This is a genomic window from Legionella hackeliae (assembly GCF_000953655.1).
GTDB lineage: Bacteria > Pseudomonadota > Gammaproteobacteria > Legionellales > Legionellaceae > Tatlockia > Tatlockia hackeliae.
This window is the reverse complement of the sequence record NZ_LN681225.1, coordinates 430,346-447,500: the sequence shown is the minus strand read 5'-3', so window position 1 is coordinate 447,500 and position 17,155 is coordinate 430,346. Positions and strand designations below refer to the sequence as shown.

The window sequence follows — 17,155 nt, the reverse complement described above, 5'->3', positions numbered from 1 at the left end:
CTTTAATGCATTATTAAAAACACTTGAAGAGCCACCTGCTCATGTAAAGTTTTTGCTCGCAACAACTGATCCGCAAAAATTACCCATCACGGTGCTATCACGTTGTTTGCAATTTCATCTTAAGCATTTGGCAACAGAATTAATTAGTCAGCACCTACTGCATATCCTAAGTGAAGAACAATTGAATTTTGAACTAGACGCTCTTGATATTCTCGCCAAAGCAGCAAGAGGCAGTATGCGTGATGCCTTGAGTCTTCTGGATCAAGCAATTGCCAGCTGCAATGGGAACTTGATTGCCTCTGAGGTAAAAACAATTTTAGGCTACACTCAACAGGATTACGCTATTCAATTAGTAGAGGCGCTAGCCTCTTCAAATCCTCAGTCAATTCTACAAATTAGTCGACAGGTTGCAGCTGAAGGTGGGCATTTTCGCTACGTATTGGATGAGTTCCTGCATTACATGCATGATCTGACGATTTATCAAAATATTGGTGATAATCCTTTAATTGAAATTAATTCCCACATTAAGAAATTGGCAGCACAGATTTCGGCGGAAGATATTCAGCTCTTTTATCAAATAGGCCTCAAGGGCTCCGAAGAAATGTATTTGGCACCATCATTGGCCATAGGGTTTGAAATGACGATGCTACGAATGCTTACCTTTAGACCCGCACCTAAAACTATGCCACCAACATTAGCCTTTGAAGTGCCAGCTACAACTATACAGACAACAACTCTTGTTGAGCATTCTCCCCAACAAGAATTACCTCGGCAAGAATTGCCTATAGTGAATTCAGAGAACATAGCCTTTGAAGAAAAAGAGGAAGTTGAAGAATTTCCTCATGAAATTACTGATGATGAGAACCTTGAAGTAGAGTTTTCTCCTCCATCTGTTGTAGAAAATACTACAATTCAAGAAAATGTTATTGTTGAAGATAATTGGGCGCAGATATTAAACCGTCTTCAACTTACCGGTTTGGCTTTAAACGCTGTAGAAAATGCTGAATTTGTAGGAAAAAATGGGCATGAAATAAATCTACGTGTCGCTAAAGGACATCAATCCTTATTTACCCCTACGATTACCAGCCGTATTGAGCAAGCGTTAGCGAATTATTATAAAGAAACAATTAAAATTGCATTAACCTGTGAGGAAGTGATACATTCCTCTCCCGCTCAACAAAGGCAGGTTGTGCAACATCAACGCCAACAGGAAGCAGCGCTTTCCTTAGAAGAAGATGTATTTTTTCAGCAATTAAAACAAGAATTTTCAGCCGAACTGGTCAAAAATTCTATTGAACCTATTAAAGATGAATTATAATTAACGAAATAATCCTAATGAGAGGTCAACATGGATATTAATCAAAATCTTGGCAACATCATGAAAGAAGCGCAAAAAATGCAACAGCGCATGCAAGAAGCTCAAAAACAATTAAGTCAATTAGTTGTAAAAGGGGTTTCTGGTGGTGGTATGGTTGAAATTGAAATGAATGGTCGCCATGAAGTCAATAAAACTAAAATCAGCCCATCGCTGATGGATGATGTAGAAATGTTAGAAGACTTGGTTACTGCAGCCTTTAATGATGCGGCACGTAAAGTTGAGCAAGCTTCTAAACAAAAAATCAGCGAATTGACTGCTGGTCTTAACATTCCTACTGACTTCCTGAAAGATGGCGAGAAGGAATAATCTAGGTAATGGATGCACTGAGTCGCTTGGTAGATGCATTACGCTGTCTACCTGGAGTTGGCCCGAAATCAGCGCAACGCATGGTGTTTCATTTGCTGCAACACCAGCGTCAGCGCGGTATGCATTTGGCTTCATGTTTAGAAGAAGCCATGCAAATCATTCAACATTGCAAGCGCTGTAAGAATTACACCGAGTTTGAATTATGCAAACTCTGTCAAAATCGAGATCGTGATACAAAAATCCTTTGTATTGTAGAATCACCAGCAGATATTGCTGCCATCGAGCAAAGTAACTCGTTTAACGGGAGTTATTATGTACTAATGGGAAAAATTTCTCCTCTTGATGGAATGGGCCCAGACGATATAGGATTGCCCCAATTACGAACGCTGGTGATTGAAGAAAAGGTGAAAGAAGTAATCTTAGCTTTAAGTCCCTCGATTGAAGGCCAAACTACAGTTCATTTCATTCATGAATTGCTTAACGACCAGCCTGTACGTATTAGCCAACTCGCGCATGGAATTCCTTCAGGCGGTGAATTAGAGTTTTTAGATGGTAATACCATAAGCAATGCATTGCGAAATCGAGCTATTGTGAACGTATAAACATGTATAAGATCAGTCGATTACTACAAGGTTGTAGTCTTTTTATTCTACTATTTCTGAGTAGCAGTGTATTTGCGTCATTTAATAAAAGTCTCTGGCCCATTTGGGAAACAAACAATCCTTTATCCAAAGCAATTATTCCTCACGATGAGTGGCAACAATTTTTAAATAGACGAGTTGTGACCAATGAAGAAGGCATTAATCTTATCGATTACGCCAACCTTACCGATGCTGATTATGACCTGCTTAAAAGTTATATTAACAAGATGAGTCATATCGATATTGATGCTTACAATCGTGATGAACAACTCGCCTTTTGGTTAAATCTATATAATGCACTGACTGTCCAAATTATTGCAGACTATTATCCAGTAGGCAGCATTGAAGAAATTAATATTTCTCCGGGCTTATTTAGTATTGGTCCTTGGGGAGCGAAACTAATCACTATCAATGGTACCCCATTATCCTTGGACGAAATTAACAATCGTATTATTAGACCGATTTGGAATGATCCACGTACGCATTATGCCATAAACAATGGTTCTATTGGTGCGGCCAATCTCAGCAAAAAAGCTTATCGAGGTAAATCACTTGAAGCGGATTTAAATGAAGATGCCTCTGAATATATTAATTCTCTTCGGGGAGCACAAGTCATTGAGGGCGAGTTAATTGTTTCCAAAATCTATGAGTGGTACAACGAAGATTTTGGCGGTTCTAAAGTTGATATCATTACTCATTTAAAACAATTTGCGAAAGAACCACTCCGCAGTCAACTAAAACATATTAATACTATCGATGGTTATGTCTATAATTGGCATTTAAACAGCACAATTGTACCCAAACCGTGAACAGAAATTTCTTTCGACATTATTTTATCCATTTTAGTCTGTTCAATTTTGTTTTTTTAGCCTTTCAATTTATTTATGCCCTTATTCAAAGCGGAGGATTCCTTACTGCTATCCCTATGCCATTGGCCGTGTATTTGCAAATTGCAGCGGCCGTATTTATTGAAATTCTACTTTATATTCTATTGACGTTGGCTCAAATGTGTTGGCTATGGGGAATAAAAGATAGTGTCCTTGAGAAAATTTCACTCGACCACTGGCAAATAGCTATCTATATTGTTTCTATAATCGCCATATTAAGCACAAACTGTTATTTTTTTCCGCTAAGTTTATTTAGTCGGCTATTTCTTCCTGCCGTTCCTCTCTTGTTTATAAAAATAATAATGATAATTTCATTAGTTATTCTAGGAGTATTTACTCTGCTAGCGGGTATAAAGTTATTCTTGCGTCATCCGCGAGTATTGGTGGTATTTATGGTAGGTCTCCTGCTCTTTTTCTTTATTTTTAAGCATTCACCCACCTATGCTTCCAAACGACAAACAACCCAACCGAATATCATTATTATTGGTGTAGACTCGTTAAGTGCTGAACGAATCAATCAATTTCATACCCCTAATCTTTACCAATTTATAAATAATAGTGTTTCCTTTAAAGAAGCAATTACTCCTTTAGCAAGAACCTATTCCGCCTGGGCAAGCATTCTGACAGGACTTTATCCACTGCATAATCAGGCTCGGTATAATTTGATGCCTCCAGGATTGGTTAAAAGTTCAGAAAGTATTGTATGGACATTACAAAAGAAGGGTTACCAAACTATTTTTGCCACGGATGAACGCCGATTTAGTCCTATTGATAAAGATTTCGGATTTCAGACAATTATTGGGCCGCAATTAGGAGTCAATGATGTTTTATTAGGTACCTTTTATGATTTTCCTTTAAGTAATTTTTTCATTAATTATTCGTATACGGGCTGGCTTTTCCCTTTTAATTATCTAAATCGGGCCAGTCATTTTTCCTATTATCCCCAAAGCTTTGACAGTGCTTTAAATGAAGCCCTACAACAAACTGATCCCACGAAACCTTTATTTTTTGCTGTGCATTTTGCACTTCCCCATTGGCCTTATGCGTGGGCTAGCTCATCACCTGCCGAAGTTGGTGATGTCTATAGCGTCAAGGAAAGAGAGGGGCTTTATTTCGCGTCTATCAATGAGGCGGATAAACAAGTAGGCCTTCTCTTAAACACATTAAAAAAAACCGGACTTTTACAAAATAGCATGGTTATTGTTTTGAGCGATCATGGCGAATCCTTGTATCAGCCTGGAAGTCGAGAAACAACAATGAAAAATTATCAGGGAGGAGGTCAAAGCAAGCTCGCTGACTATTTTAAACGTAAAACGTCCACCGCCCTGGACAAAAGCGCCGGCCATGGTTCAGATTTGCTTAGTCCAATTCAGTTTCATTGCTTGCTTAGTTTTAATGTCTTTAATAATAATAATTTTGTTCTAAAGGGTAAGGTTATTGACGCCCGGGTTGCTTTAATAGACATTGCCCCAACCATATACTCTTTTCTTAAAATCCCTGTTAGCAGAAATTTTGACGGTATTTCCTTACTAGCAACGATTATCCATAATCAACCTCTTGAAAAAAGAGCTTTCCTCTTAGAAAGTGGCGAACTTCCAAATCAGATAGTCTCGCGAGATCGAGCGAAAGTTTTAGGAAAATTATTGTATGAAGTAAATCCTAAGACCAATCAACTTCAGTTAAGACGCGATAAATTACCTTTATTAAATGCACTTAAACTTTACGCTATTCTTGATGGTGATTGGCTTGTCGCTTTATACCCTGATGATTATCAATACATTACCGTCATTTTACGTTTAAGTGATGGACACTGGACCGATGATTTAAACTCTTCCTTTGCGCAGACATCGCCAGCAAAACCTTTGCTAAAAGAGCTATTGCAATTCTATCAGGAAGAGCTTTCCGCTTACCCTAAATCAAAGGTTACCCCCGGCCTCCTGGAATAATTGTTCCAATGTTTTATTTTCCAGTACGACAGGATTTGAATATAGCGCCATAATTCGGGTTATAGCGTCTAAATTACGACGTCCAGGCTTTAATGATTTATGCGTATTGCAGCGTGTATAAGGGATAGTTGTGATATGACGATTTAATAACTCATGACGAATTGCCTCCATCGCACAATCAAGTGCTCGATATACTCGACCAATAGCCTCTTTTTGTTCTTGAGTCGCGAGTGGCAAAGCCGCAATTTTTTGATCATCCAGCACTGCAGCTAAGCTTCTCATTAGATAACAACTATCTTTATTGGCAAAATAACCATATAAATCGAGACATTCAGTGGTTGATAATTGATGAAACATCTCTTGCATATAAGATGAAAATTTCATGTAATTGTCATTTACATCCGGGCTATGCCCTAGTTGTTGCTGCAACGTCATTACTGTATCGATTAAGCGATTTGGATTAAACCAGAATTTATAGGCTCGAAATAAATTGTTTAATTTATTTTTTTCCACCAACTCGTTTGAAAGAATAATCGTTGGCAATCGCCATTCTTTAAGTGCAGAAATAATTAATTTATGGACCTCATCGTCCATAGCAATGGTCACCCCTTGAGGTAAATCGTCCCCATGCAATAAATAATCATGTAATTCACCGATTCCTCGCTGTTTTAAAGACTGCATAATCGTTTGATGCATGCTTTCAATAAACTGATGAAGCATGGAGAGTCTTGCTTTAACAGACAATAATTTTTCGGGGTGAAGCGCTTGCTTGAAAAGCTGGTGAGGATTTGATTTATAGAAGAAAAGATTATTAACGGTGAAAATAATGTCGGATTTTTCAAATAGCGCAGCCAACTGCAACATTTCTTTATCGTTTAATTGGGCTAATAATGCCAATGAGGAAAGAATATTTTCTCCCGCGTCATTAGCAAACACCACTGCTGCATGAAGCCACTCAGCACAAGTTTGCGACTCAATCAGCTGCTTCAATTGTCCGGTCAATGAGCGCTGAATGTATTCAACGGATTGAGGCTGCAATCCATTTAATTGCCCCTGCAAATATTGGTAATAATGTTTTAACTTCCAGGTTATTTTAATTTCCTCAGAAATTGCCATACTCACATTAAATTGTTGTTTGAGTGTTTGAATTGTCACGTAGCAACGAGAAGGATTATTTTCCGAAATAGAGATAGTTAGATCAGTCTCCTGTAAATACCCTGGTTTTAATAAATATAAAAGATCATCATATTTCGCTGCCAATTCAGAACAATATTGGGCTGCATCAGAAATACGCATGCGTGTATTTTTTCCATCTCCCATGGCTTTTTGCAGACGATTCTCAATCTGTTTAATTTCATATTTTAAGAAGGCTTTAGTGCGACATGACTCATCAACCAGCCAATCTATAGCAAATCCTTTAGCATTACTCATGGCGACTCCTAACCCAAAGCTTCCATCAAGATGGGTTCATTATTTTGGTATTCGTCAAAACTTGCTGGGAGTTAATCTTTTCTTAATATTTATTTAAGCATGGTGACTTTATTTTTGCCACTTTAAAGGTGATATTATTTATAAATCGAAGTGCAGTCTAGAAAGGAAAAAGGAGGAGATGCCTAAGAGCATCTCCTGAAAAAAATTAGATATCGGTACTGCTATCAGGCAAAATGCGAGTTGTCTTACCATAAACGACTAACACTTTTTGTCTTACTTTCAGATTTAAATCTTCTGCTTGAGCTACAGAAACAATAGCACCGCTATTTAATTTAATGACATAAACATAGCCATGACCACCGTCTAAGTACTCACTACCTGGCGCCTTCTCACTTCTGCCAGTTGCAGCTTTACTATGAAACTTCACTTGACGCTTAGAGATAATTACACCTGAAGCCACTTTTTTTAGCTTACCTACTTCATTAACATCATAATCTCCAGGAGGTACATTTTTAGAGCAACCCCCTAATACCAAGCATATTGCAATTCCTAACGCATAAAACAGTTTAGCCATTTTTTTATCTCCTGATTAAATTTTTAAAATTGGACGATAGATAAAAAATCTGCCCTATTCTACAAAGTCGCATCCGGTATTACCAGCAAACTCTGTTGAAATGATATTGCCCTATTCTGGTATGGAGAAAATTATCAATGGAAAATTCGTGATCAGTGACAATACGAGTCAGCAAAGCCTGGATTAGCATTTGCTTTTATGAAGTTAAAGTATAATGATAGGAATCACTTAACTTATATGCAAAATATTTTCTATGCAGTGTATAATTTCTAAAATTTTAAAACCGTACATTGGGGGAAGATATTAAATGTCGCATCGAAAATACTTGCTTATTATCGACGATACCCCTATAGATGAGCACCTTATAGATTATTTTGCTAAATTTGACTTTAATATTATTCAACAACCTGATCTCTCTACGCTTAACAGTGACATGGAACCGCCTGCAGCATTACTGGTGAACTGGTCATTGATACAAGCCGATGAAAATATAATCCATAAGCTTTACCAGCGTTATACGGTTCCATTATTGGTAATTAGTGATAAGATTGACGAAAGCATTTGCGTACGTATGTTAGAAGCTGGCGCGGATGACTTTTTAGTAAAACCTCTTCACCCTAGAGAGCTACATGCTCGTATTAGTGCAATATCACGAAGAGTTCAACGAGCCACCAAAGAAACAGAGCAAGAAAAAGAAGTATTACTCTTTGCCAACTGGCGCTTATATCCAGCCTCTCGTCAAGTGTTTGAAAATAACACTCGCGAGGAACTACAACTGAGTGCCGGTGAATATGATTTGCTGTTAGCGTTTGCGCGTCAACCTCAACGTGTTTTAGGCCGTGAATTTCTATTACAACTGACTAAGAATAGCGATTTAACTCCCTTTGATCGGCGTATTGATGTGCAGATAAGCAGATTACGACAAAAAATTGAAACAGATGCTAAAAAACCCGCACTCATTAAAACAATAAGAAATGGGGGTTATCTATTTACAGCACGGGTATTGACGATTAAAGAACAAGCAGAATTAAACGATTAGTTCTATTTTTTCTTAGCCACCTTCAACATACGTACTGTTTTGATCATATTCTCGCTTACTTTTAAAATTTCAATTTGGAAATTTTCAATCTGTAAACAACAGTCAGCTGGGGGAATATATCCTAGATGCTCGATAATAAGGCCACTTAATGTTCTAGGGCCAATTACCGGCAATTGCCAGCCCAATATGCGCTTTAACTGTCGGAGTGTGATACTGGTATCCACAATAACAGAACCATCTTCTTGCTGAATAATATCCTTACTTAGATCAGCCACATCCGTCGTAAACTCTCCAACTACCTCTTCAAGTATATCTTCCATGGTTACCAAACCTAATAAATCTCCATACTCATCAACTACAAAGCAGCTTCGCTTTTTCATCTTTTGAAAATTTAAAATTTGTACATTAAGCGGTGTAGCTTCAGGAATAAAATAAGGGGCATCAGCAATTTTGAGTAAATTTTCCATGTCCAAACGCTCCTCAATCATTAGATTAAGAACGTTTCTTACATGCACAAGTCCTACTAAATTGTCGATTGTGTCTTTAAAAAGAGGCAATCGAGTATGCTGGGCTGTCTCTAACTCTTCAAGAATTTCATGCCAAGGCTGCTCTAAATCAATGCCAACAATATCCGCCTTGGGAATCATGATATCTTCTACCGTAGCTTGTTCTAAATCTAATAAACTTAACAACATACTTTTATGTTCAACTGGCAACAAACCCCCAGCCTCATGCACTACTGAACGTAACTCTTCGCCCGATAAAAGCTCTCGTTGATTTCTTTCTATAGAAACACCAAACAATTTTAAAATTAGATTTGTAATCCAACTGATTGTGTGCACAACAGGTGCAAATAGCCCTTGTAACAATTTTAAAAAAAAGGATGCCTTAAAAGCGACTTGCTGAGGATGCAGTGCTGCGATTGTTTTCGGGGCCAACTCAGAAAATACCAATACTATTAAAGTAAGTAGCATAGTAGCAATGAGCACGCCTACATCACCATAGAGCCGCTGCCCAATTAATGTCGCCACCATCGAGGCCACAATATTTGCAAAGGTATTGCCAATTAAAATAACACTCAACAATTTATCAGGTCTCGCTAACATCTGGTTGACCCGAATTGCCTGTTTATTGTTTTGTTTTACCAAATAGCGCAAGCGATAACGATTTAAAGACATCATTCCAATTTCTGAGCCTGAAAAAAATGCTGAGATAAGAATTAATGCCAATAATCCGATTGAAAGTGTTGTCAGAGAAAACTGCACCGGGTCTCCCTTAGGTAATAAGAAATTTCATCATAGCAAACTGAGATTAATTCGCCTATAAAGAAAGCCACTCTGCGTCACCAAAAAGTGGACCAAAAACAGCCTCTTGTCCTGTGACATTTGCCCAAAAAATATTCCCCATATCAAAATGCCACCACTCATAATGGTAAGACGTAAAGCCTGATGCTTCCATAGCCGTGCGCAACCACTCTCGTCGTTGTTGAATGGCCACCTCTTCCGATGACAGGACTGATTTTAATGCGAAATAGTCACGATGGGCTTTTTCGCTACACTCATCAAAGGGGGTTCCCATATCCAGTATTTCGATACTCTCAACATCATAAAGTGTTAAATCGACAGCGCCACCACTCAGATGAGGAGAACAATAACTATCGCCAATACTTGCAGGAGGGGAAACATATTTTAAGATTTCAGTCTGATATTCCTCTTCACTTAAGCCTGCGTATTTTTTACGGATTTCTTCACTCATCCAACTAAACAGTTTGCGCTGAACCTCTCTGGGTCTATAGACATCCCAAATCAGCAATCCACACGTTTTCGGCAATACTTCGACTGCCTTTAATAAACCCTCAAGTACGGCACGTCGACCTAATATAGTAGAGTAGGGACTCAAACCTTGCGCGTAATATATCGGGCATATTTTTATCCTTGGATGTATCTGATTGGTGAATTCCACGACCTCATAATCACTCGGTAAAAATTGTTTGTGCATTGTAATCCCCTCTATGTAGCAGCTATATTGGACTGTATGCTCTAGCAGGAAAAAGCTCAGAGTGATCTTCTCTTATTTTATCCATAATCTCATCAGCTGCTTTATCGATACCAGTTTTAACGCCAGGAAGTACATTGGCAGGCATATCATTATTTGTAACGGCTAAATCTGCGTTTGTCTTGCTAGGAAGAATATATTTAAAAAATTCAGGCCCGACCGATCTACGTTCTCTTGCTCCTGTTTCTTGGGGTGAAGTAGCACGATGTATTGCGTCTCTTGTCTTTCGGCGCTCTAAAATTGTTTTATAACTGTCTGTTTCAACGAACAATGACATTTTAGGAAGCTCCATTTTATGGACTTGATGTAAAGCAAGAATCCCTTCAACAACGACGACTTTAAGATCTTCTGGATTAATTGTTTCAGTGTGAGGCAACCTATTCTTCGCAATAAAACAATACACTGGTTTATTGATTGTCTTACCTTCAGACAACATTGTTAATTGGTTTTCCAGTAATACCCACTGATAAGCATCAGGTACATCAAAATCGATCTCTACAATACCCCCTCTTTCCTGCTGGCTTTTGTAAAAGTCATCCATTTTTATCAAAATTGTCTTAATGTTCATGCCATTGAATGTCTCGACAATTTTCTTAGCAATTTCTGTTTTTCCTGAAGCCGATGCTCCCGCAACAAATACAAATAACATCGTATTCACCCTGATTTTATTTAAGTCACGGTGGCGATAATATGGAAATACCAATCTTTTGTACAGCAAATAACATTCAGTAAAAAAGGCAAATTGTCGACTCTATGCACCCCTATTTTTTGTGAAAAAGGCTGCATAAACCTGAAATTATTTATTTCTTGTTCTTTGCCAGTTTTGGCTGCTATGTCTACTATGCTATAGTAAGCATTTTTTGCACCTGAGTGACTGTCATGTTTGAGAATTTAACTGAACGTTTAACCCGTGCCTTTAAAACTTTAAGTGGTCAGGGACATTTGACTGAAGAAAATGTTCATGATGCCCTACGAGAAGTTCGTCTATCATTACTTGAGGCTGATGTAGCATTCCCCGTTGTAAAAGAGTTTATTGAAGAAGTAAAACAAAAAGCGCTTGGGCAGAAAGTTGCGACCAATCTGAAACCAGAACAAGCTTTTGTTAAGGTGGTTCATGATGAATTGGTGCACGTATTGGGCGATTCACGTGCTGAATTAAATTTCAAAACACAACCACCAGCTGTTTTCTTGATGGCTGGATTACAAGGCTCTGGTAAAACCACCAGCTCTGCTAAATTAGCACGTTACTTAAAAGAGTCTGAGAATAAAAAAGTTATGCTTGTTAGCCTGGACGTATACAGACCAGCAGCTATTGAGCAATTAAAGTTACTTGCGGAACAACTTGATGTTGCGTTTTTCCCAGCAGAATCACATGAACAACCTTTGGCAATCGCTGCAAAAGCGTTGGAAAGTGCAAAAAAACAATTTATTGACGTCGTGATCTTCGATACTGCAGGTCGCTTGCACGTTGATGAAGAAATGATGACGGAAATTAAGAACATCCATAAAGCCGTCAAACCGGTAGAGACCTTATTTGTTGTCGATAGCATGACGGGGCAGGATGCCGCGAATACCGCGAAGGCATTCCATGAAGCGCTAGCGTTAACCGGGGTTATTCTCACCAAGACCGATGGTGATGCACGTGGAGGTGCTGCTCTTTCGGTTAAACACATCACCGGTCAGCCGATTAAATTTTTAGGAAGTGGCGAAAAAATTGATCCTCTTGAGCCTTTCCACCCAGAGCGAATTGCTTCACGTATTCTCGGTATGGGTGATATTCTCACTTTAATTGAAGAAGTTGAGCGGAAAGCAGATAAGCAAGCCAGCGAAAAATTGGCTAAGAAACTTAAAAAAGGAAAAGGATTTGACCTTGAGGATTTTAAGCAACAATTATTGCAAATGGATAAAATGGGCGGCCTTAGCGGTATGATGAGTAAATTACCAGGTATTGGACAATTACCGCAGCAAGCAATGAGTCAAGTCAATGATAAAGCGATGGCCCAAACCATAGCAATCATTAATTCCATGACCCCAAAAGAGCGCCGTATTCCTAAAATTATTGTGGGTTCTCGTAAAAAACGCATAGCACAAGGTTCAGGAACTCAAATCCAAGACGTTAATCGCTTGTTAAAGCAATTTGAACAAATGCAAAAAATGATGAAAAAATTCACCAAACCAGGCGCAATGAAACAGATGATGCGTGGAATAGGTGGAATGCCTGGATTAGGCGGACTGAAAGGCTTCTTTCCAGAGGAATAGTAAATTATTCCAAAATGACTTCCAATGCCGAGTTAATTTTCGTACAATACACGGCATTTTTACGTAAACACTCTAAAGTAGAGGAAATAATGGTAGTTATACGTTTATCACGAGCTGGCGCAAAGAAGCGTCCTTTTTACAATATGGTTGTTACTGATAGCCGCAAACGCCGCGATGGAAATTACATCGAGCGCATTGGCTACTTTAACCCAATTGCACGTGGTCAAGAAACCCGCTTGCACTTGGAAATGGATAAATTAGCTCACTGGCAAAGCGTTGGTGCACAACTTTCTGACCGTGTTCGTTCATTAATTAAAGAATACAGCAAGAAGCAAGCTCAAGACGCTAAGTAATAGTGGATAAAGTTACAGATAGAATTGTTGTCGGTCGTTTTGGTCGCCCACATGGGATAAAAGGATTCATTACCGTTCATTCTTTTACAGATCCACGTGATAACATTCTGCGTTATACCGATTGGCATGCTTACATCAATAAGCGATGGCAGCCTCTTAAATTATTGCGTGTTGAGGTGAATGAAAAATTCATCCTCGCGCAAGTCGAAGGTTATAGCGAGCGAGAGCAGGTAGCTGCGCTGACTAATACTGACATAGCCGTTAGTCGTGACCAATTACCCCCCTTGGAAGAAGGAGAGTTTTACTGGCATGATTTAATTGGCATGAAAGTAGTTAATCAACAAGGTATCTTGCTTGGCACAGTTGTGGAAATTATGCCAACTGGCGCCAATGATGTTTTAGTGGTTGAAGGTGAAAAAAGGTATCTGGTTCCTTATTTGCCAGGACAGTTTGTAGCCGACATAAACACTAGCCAACAGCTTATCACTGTTGACTGGGATGCGGATTTTTAATGATGTTACATTTGGGTGTAATAACCCTGATGCCCGAAATGTTTGATGTTTTAGAACATGGCGTTGTTGGACGGGCAATTGAACAAGGTTTAGCGAAAGTAGATTGCTGGAATCCACGTGAGTGGGCTCCAAGACCATACCGTCAGGTTGATGATAAACCCTATGGTGGTGGTCCGGGCATGGTAATGATGTACGAACCTTTGCATGATGCGATTTATCATGCGAAGACTCAATTACCATCCACTTGCAAGACAATTTATTTAAGTCCGCAAGGTAAACGTATTCGGCAAGCTGATTTAAATCAGGTAGCCAAAAATAATCAGTCGCTGCTTTTTATAGCGGGACGATATGAAGGAATAGATGAGCGAATCATTACTTATCACGTTGATGAAGAATGGTCGCTAGGCGATTTTGTTTTAAGCGGTGGTGAATTAGCAGCCATGGTATTTATTGATTCGATCATTCGTCTCTTACCTGGCAGCTTGGGGCATTTAAGATCAGCAGAGCAAGATTCATTTATGAACGGGCTCTTGGATTGCCCGCATTACACAAGGCCCGCCACAATAAATGGCTTGGATGTTCCACCGGTGTTACTTGGTGGTAATCATCGTGACATCGAGCGCTGGCGCCGAAAGCAAAGTCTTGGTAAAACCTGGCTTAAACGTCCGGATTTATTAGAAGAAATTGAATTAAGTGACATTGATAAGCAATTGCTTATCGAGTTTAAAAACGAACACGGTGGTTCCTGTTGAAGGAATAACCAAATTTGAGGAGTGACCATGAGTAACATTATTGATCAAATTAACGCTGAGCAAATGCAAGGCAAAAACATTCCTGATTTCAGTCCAGGCGACACTGTTTTAGTGCAGGTAAAAGTAAAAGAAGGTACTCGTGAGCGTTTACAGGCTTTTGAAGGTATCGTCATTGCTAAAAGAAATCGTGGTTTGAACTCTGCTTTCACCGTACGTAAAATTTCTCATAGCGTTGGCGTTGAGCGTGTTTTCCAAACCTACAGCCCAATTGTTGATAGCATTATCGTTAAACGTCGTGGTGATGTACGTCGTGCAAAATTATATTACCTACGTGATCTTGCTGGTCGTGCTGCACGTATTAAAGAAAAACTTGCTGGTAAAAAAGAAGATTAATTTTAAATAAATGCTCATCATTACCGTATTCAACACACCTATAGGCTGGCTTGAAGTGGAGTATGATGAGCATTATGTTCATCGAGCAATATTTACTGAATCTCAGCCAACAGCTTCTCAGCGTAATCAATTAACACCGCTAATTGCAACAGAATTAGATACCTATTTTAAGAACCCCCATCACCGCTTTCAGTTATCCCTTAAACCTCAAGGAACACCTTATCAACAACTAGTGTGGAACGCTTTATTGGTCATTCCTGTAGGACGTACGGTGACCTACGGTGAATTAGCAGCTACCCTACAATCAAGCCCACGTGCCATAGGACAAGCTTGCAGAAACAATCCGATCGCGTTATTTATTCCCTGCCACCGAGTCGTCGGCAAAACTAATCAGGGTGGTTATATGGGGCGAATCGATTTATGTTATAAAACCAACTTACTTGCCCATGAAGCTACTGTTTAGGAGTGTTTGAAGATTGGGGAGAAGTTTTTTCGTCCCCCGTTGTAGATAACATTGCACTGATAACCTTTACTACAAAAAACTGAAATTTTCCGGCTGATTGATCAAACAGCGATGAAATCAGTGATATTTCCTTTTTTGGCACCAATTTCCGTAAAATGTCCTTTTCCCAAGGATAAGGTTCCATTTTTTGAATCCTTTCTACAAAAGTGACTAATGTTTCTACCACATCATCCGTCAATATAGTTTTATCCATTAAGAAGCTATACAAAGAGTTAATTAGTCCTAACCGTACTGACGTGAATTCTTCAGAATTTTGTAGCGTTATTAATTTTGTTAAATACTCTTTAATTAGAGACTGGCTATCCAGAATATAATTGATTTTGCTACGGATAAGTTGTGCTTCTTTTTTCACTTTAGAGGCAGAATTGTTTAACGCAATATATTTTTCCATCAACAAATTAGCATTTTTTGCCGAGTCAAACTCTACGTGCTCTCGTTGCATCCATTCCTTTACACCTTTAGCGTCCAAAAGTTTGTCTGTTTTATAAAAGTGAAGCAACTCATTTTCCTCAAAAACCATATACTGCATGACGGCATTACAAAATACGGTAGCATTGTAACCAACCTTTCCCGTAAATGGTGGCAATTGCTCATCAAGAAATACGTAGAGTAGTTCCACATGGGCAATATCAGTTGAGGACAAGCCATGCTGAACCAATTCAAAAATAACAAGTTGTAATATTGTATCTGCATCACCCTCGGATACAGAATAATGTTGAACCAGGGAATCTATCCATTGAAGTGCTTGTAAGTAATCATTTTGTCTTAATGCATTTAGATACCGTTCTGTCATTGGCATGACATCTCCCTATGCTCTAAAGAATTTCCTAACTTCGACGATACTACTAAAAAGATATCCGCGGAGCGGAACTATGAAAATCATGAGTATAGCCACAATATTGCTCATATTGCCACTAAGCAATACTTTTGCAAATTGCGATTTAACACGTTTTCGTTGGGAATGTGATCTTCCCGCTCGCACTAAGCCTTCTTCGTCTGCTTATTCTCTAGTTTACTGCGGTAACACTCGACTTTACATTAGCCAAGCCGAATATGAAGTCTTGGCCCGATATCAACGAGCCAATGTAAATATGGTATTAAAAATTAATGGTGAGTATATTGATAGTCCATGCATACCAGCAGACCGCTTTTTATCATTCCCTAATTAATAAAACTAACTAAGCTTGGAATTTTTTGGTTTTAAGTCTCTTTTAGAAGCATAAGCAAGCATCTTATCCAACATTTTTACGCTTAAAACACGTTTTAAAAATGCTATAAGATGAGCTGGCAAAGTTACGCGATATTTCGTTTTAGGTGAACGTGATTCAATAGCATGGACTATCTTGTTAATTACAGCATCCGTACCGCGAGTAAAAATAGATTGACTCTTATTTTGACGATAATCGCCTAGCATGATTTGGTATTCTTGATGGAAATGACTTTTTTCCTGATTAATCTTTTTTAAGGAGTGATCGATAATATTGTCTCTAAAACGACTTTCAATAGGACCAGGTTCAATAGTAATTACCTTGATTCCTGAGGATTGAAGCTCCAAACGTAAGGTGTCACTTAAACCCTCTACCGCATATTTAGAGGCACAATACGCCCCGGTAAAAGGCATACTAATCAAGCCTAAAATGGAACTGATATTAATAATTCGTCCATGACCTTGCTTACGCATCACTGGTATTGCCAAACGCGTCAAATCCATTAAACCAAAAACATTGGTTTCAAATTGCGAGCGCAACGCATCACGCGACACGTCCTCCAAGGCGCCAACCTGACCATAGCCGGCATTATTAATTAAAATATCAAGACGGCCTGAGGTTTTCTTTAGAATTTCATAAAAGGCGAGGGTAATCGAATGAGTATCATCAATGTTCATTTGAACCACTTCAAGACCTAAAGATTTTAACTTTTTTACATCCTCTTCTTTTCGGCAGGTCGCATACACATGATGGCCACGGTTTGATAATGCAATTGCTGTATCATACCCTATCCCACTTGAACAACCGGTAATTAAAATGATTTTAGATCGCATAACGTTACCATTTCTTTATAAGAATTCTCATATTAGCAATAGATGTTATTATACGCATCAATTGT

Annotated in this window: 20 protein-coding genes (1 of these 20 only partly in view); 13 read left to right on the top strand and 7 right to left on the bottom strand. The window is 38.7% G+C overall.

Features of this window, described 5'->3' with window-relative positions:
* From dnaX to LHA_RS02135, 5 genes are all read left to right on the top strand, one after another.
* On the top strand, window positions 1–1,318 hold the 3' portion of the coding sequence (dnaX, locus tag LHA_RS02155) for a DNA polymerase III subunit gamma/tau (protein ID WP_045105086.1). It extends 404 nt beyond the left edge of the window; 1,318 of the gene's 1,722 nt are visible here — the last part of the coding sequence; the start codon falls outside the window, past its left edge; it ends in the stop codon at window positions 1,316–1,318.
* Window positions 1,319–1,348: 30 nt separating this feature from the next.
* Window positions 1,349–1,684, top strand: coding sequence for a YbaB/EbfC family nucleoid-associated protein (locus LHA_RS02150; RefSeq protein ID WP_045105085.1), 336 nt, complete (start codon window positions 1,349–1,351; stop codon window positions 1,682–1,684).
* An 8-nt stretch (window positions 1,685–1,692) separates the two neighbouring features.
* Window positions 1,693–2,286: a recombination mediator RecR gene (recR, locus tag LHA_RS02145; protein ID WP_045105084.1), complete on the top strand. Its 594-nt coding sequence runs from the start codon at window positions 1,693–1,695 to the stop codon at window positions 2,284–2,286.
* A gap of 2 nt (window positions 2,287–2,288) precedes the next feature.
* A complete protein-coding gene (locus LHA_RS02140) occupies window positions 2,289–3,134 on the top strand; it encodes a DUF547 domain-containing protein (protein ID WP_045105083.1) in 846 nt (281 codons plus the stop codon).
* 116 nt (window positions 3,135–3,250) lie between these two features.
* Entirely contained in the window at window positions 3,251–5,158 is a 1,908-nt protein-coding gene (locus tag LHA_RS02135) for a sulfatase-like hydrolase/transferase (protein WP_231861962.1), read from the top strand.
* On the opposite strand, the gene LHA_RS02130 is transcribed toward LHA_RS02135, so the two are convergent.
* Both LHA_RS02130 and LHA_RS02125 read right to left on the bottom strand, forming a co-directional pair.
* Window positions 5,129–6,589: a hypothetical protein gene (locus tag LHA_RS02130; protein WP_045105081.1), complete on the bottom strand. Its 1,461-nt coding sequence runs from the start codon at window positions 6,587–6,589 to the stop codon at window positions 5,129–5,131. The genes LHA_RS02135 and LHA_RS02130 overlap by 30 nt on opposite strands.
* Window positions 6,590–6,794: 205 nt before the next feature.
* A complete protein-coding gene (locus LHA_RS02125) occupies window positions 6,795–7,163 on the bottom strand; it encodes a hypothetical protein (protein WP_045105080.1) in 369 nt (122 codons plus the stop codon).
* 307 nt (window positions 7,164–7,470) lie between these two features.
* On the opposite strand from LHA_RS02125, the gene LHA_RS02120 reads away from it, so the two are divergent.
* A complete protein-coding gene (locus LHA_RS02120) occupies window positions 7,471–8,202 on the top strand; it encodes a response regulator transcription factor (protein WP_045105079.1) in 732 nt (243 codons plus the stop codon).
* 2 nt (window positions 8,203–8,204) lie between these two features.
* Here LHA_RS02120 and LHA_RS02115 read toward each other — a convergent pair whose 3' ends face one another.
* The 3 genes from LHA_RS02115 to LHA_RS02105 are packed head-to-tail and all read right to left on the bottom strand — an operon-like array spanning window position 8,205 to window position 10,906.
* Complete coding sequence (locus LHA_RS02115; RefSeq protein WP_045105078.1) at window positions 8,205–9,467, bottom strand: HlyC/CorC family transporter; 1,263 nt, start codon at window positions 9,465–9,467, stop codon at window positions 8,205–8,207.
* Window positions 9,468–9,522: 55 nt separating this feature from the next.
* Window positions 9,523–10,200, bottom strand: a complete 678-nt coding sequence (locus tag LHA_RS02110) for a M15 family metallopeptidase (protein WP_052673554.1) — start codon at window positions 10,198–10,200, stop codon at window positions 9,523–9,525.
* 22 nt (window positions 10,201–10,222) lie between these two features.
* Entirely contained in the window at window positions 10,223–10,906 is a 684-nt protein-coding gene (locus LHA_RS02105; RefSeq protein ID WP_045105077.1) for a uridine kinase family protein, read from the bottom strand.
* Window positions 10,907–11,136: 230 nt separating this feature from the next.
* Between LHA_RS02105 and ffh the strand changes: the two genes are divergently transcribed.
* The 6 genes from ffh (at window position 11,137) to LHA_RS02075 (ending at window position 14,989) form a co-directional block, all read left to right on the top strand.
* A complete protein-coding gene (ffh, locus tag LHA_RS02100) occupies window positions 11,137–12,516 on the top strand; it encodes a signal recognition particle protein (RefSeq protein WP_045105076.1) in 1,380 nt (459 codons plus the stop codon).
* An 89-nt stretch (window positions 12,517–12,605) separates the two neighbouring features.
* Window positions 12,606–12,869, top strand: coding sequence for a 30S ribosomal protein S16 (gene rpsP / locus LHA_RS02095; RefSeq protein ID WP_045107338.1), 264 nt, complete (start codon window positions 12,606–12,608; stop codon window positions 12,867–12,869).
* Window positions 12,870–12,871: 2 nt separating this feature from the next.
* Entirely contained in the window at window positions 12,872–13,381 is a 510-nt protein-coding gene (gene rimM / locus LHA_RS02090; protein WP_045105075.1) for a ribosome maturation factor RimM, read from the top strand.
* Entirely contained in the window at window positions 13,381–14,133 is a 753-nt protein-coding gene (gene trmD / locus LHA_RS02085) for a tRNA (guanosine(37)-N1)-methyltransferase TrmD (RefSeq protein ID WP_045105074.1), read from the top strand. Before rimM ends, trmD begins: the two co-directional genes overlap by 1 nt.
* A 27-nt stretch (window positions 14,134–14,160) precedes the next feature.
* On the top strand, window positions 14,161–14,526 hold the full coding sequence (gene rplS, locus LHA_RS02080; protein ID WP_045105073.1) for a 50S ribosomal protein L19: 366 nt from the start codon (window positions 14,161–14,163) through the stop codon (window positions 14,524–14,526).
* A gap of 10 nt (window positions 14,527–14,536) precedes the next feature.
* On the top strand, window positions 14,537–14,989 hold the full coding sequence (locus LHA_RS02075) for a methylated-DNA--[protein]-cysteine S-methyltransferase (RefSeq protein ID WP_045105072.1): 453 nt from the start codon (window positions 14,537–14,539) through the stop codon (window positions 14,987–14,989).
* Here the strand turns inward: LHA_RS02075 and LHA_RS02070 are convergent.
* Entirely contained in the window at window positions 14,979–15,842 is an 864-nt protein-coding gene (locus LHA_RS02070; protein WP_147292382.1) for a helical bundle domain-containing protein, read from the bottom strand. The genes LHA_RS02075 and LHA_RS02070 overlap by 11 nt on opposite strands.
* Window positions 15,843–15,921: 79 nt before the next feature.
* Between LHA_RS02070 and LHA_RS02065 the strand changes: the two genes are divergently transcribed.
* Window positions 15,922–16,218 carry a hypothetical protein gene (locus LHA_RS02065; protein WP_045105070.1) on the top strand — a complete coding sequence of 99 codons (297 nt, stop codon included), beginning with the start codon at window positions 15,922–15,924 and terminating at the stop codon, window positions 16,216–16,218.
* 5 nt (window positions 16,219–16,223) lie between these two features.
* Here LHA_RS02065 and LHA_RS02060 read toward each other — a convergent pair whose 3' ends face one another.
* Complete coding sequence (locus LHA_RS02060) at window positions 16,224–17,090, bottom strand: SDR family NAD(P)-dependent oxidoreductase (RefSeq protein ID WP_045105069.1); 867 nt, start codon at window positions 17,088–17,090, stop codon at window positions 16,224–16,226.
* Between the last annotated feature and the right edge of the window lie 65 nt (window positions 17,091–17,155).

Bases quoted from the DNA above. Each gene is read 5' to 3' on its own strand.
- LHA_RS02150 (WP_045105085.1), top strand. From the start codon at position 1,349: ATGGATATTAATCAAAATCTTGGCAACATCATGAAAGAAGCGCAAAAA.
- recR (WP_045105084.1), top strand. From the start codon at position 1,693: ATGGATGCACTGAGTCGCTTGGTAGATGCATTACGCTGTCTACCTGGA.
- LHA_RS02140 (WP_045105083.1), top strand. From the start codon at position 2,289: ATGTATAAGATCAGTCGATTACTACAAGGTTGTAGTCTTTTTATTCTA.
- LHA_RS02135 (WP_231861962.1), top strand. From the start codon at position 3,251: ATGCCATTGGCCGTGTATTTGCAAATTGCAGCGGCCGTATTTATTGAA.
- LHA_RS02130 (WP_045105081.1), bottom strand. From the start codon at position 6,589: ATGAGTAATGCTAAAGGATTTGCTATAGATTGGCTGGTTGATGAGTCA.
- LHA_RS02125 (WP_045105080.1), bottom strand. From the start codon at position 7,163: ATGGCTAAACTGTTTTATGCGTTAGGAATTGCAATATGCTTGGTATTA.
- LHA_RS02120 (WP_045105079.1), top strand. From the start codon at position 7,471: ATGTCGCATCGAAAATACTTGCTTATTATCGACGATACCCCTATAGAT.
- LHA_RS02110 (WP_052673554.1), bottom strand. From the start codon at position 10,200: ATGCACAAACAATTTTTACCGAGTGATTATGAGGTCGTGGAATTCACC.
- LHA_RS02105 (WP_045105077.1), bottom strand. From the start codon at position 10,906: ATGTTATTTGTATTTGTTGCGGGAGCATCGGCTTCAGGAAAAACAGAA.
- ffh (WP_045105076.1), top strand. From the start codon at position 11,137: ATGTTTGAGAATTTAACTGAACGTTTAACCCGTGCCTTTAAAACTTTA.
- rpsP (WP_045107338.1), top strand. From the start codon at position 12,606: ATGGTAGTTATACGTTTATCACGAGCTGGCGCAAAGAAGCGTCCTTTT.
- trmD (WP_045105074.1), top strand. From the start codon at position 13,381: ATGATGTTACATTTGGGTGTAATAACCCTGATGCCCGAAATGTTTGAT.
- rplS (WP_045105073.1), top strand. From the start codon at position 14,161: ATGAGTAACATTATTGATCAAATTAACGCTGAGCAAATGCAAGGCAAA.
- LHA_RS02075 (WP_045105072.1), top strand. From the start codon at position 14,537: ATGCTCATCATTACCGTATTCAACACACCTATAGGCTGGCTTGAAGTG.
- LHA_RS02070 (WP_147292382.1), bottom strand. From the start codon at position 15,842: ATGACAGAACGGTATCTAAATGCATTAAGACAAAATGATTACTTACAA.
- LHA_RS02065 (WP_045105070.1), top strand. From the start codon at position 15,922: ATGAAAATCATGAGTATAGCCACAATATTGCTCATATTGCCACTAAGC.
- LHA_RS02060 (WP_045105069.1), bottom strand. From the start codon at position 17,090: ATGCGATCTAAAATCATTTTAATTACCGGTTGTTCAAGTGGGATAGGG.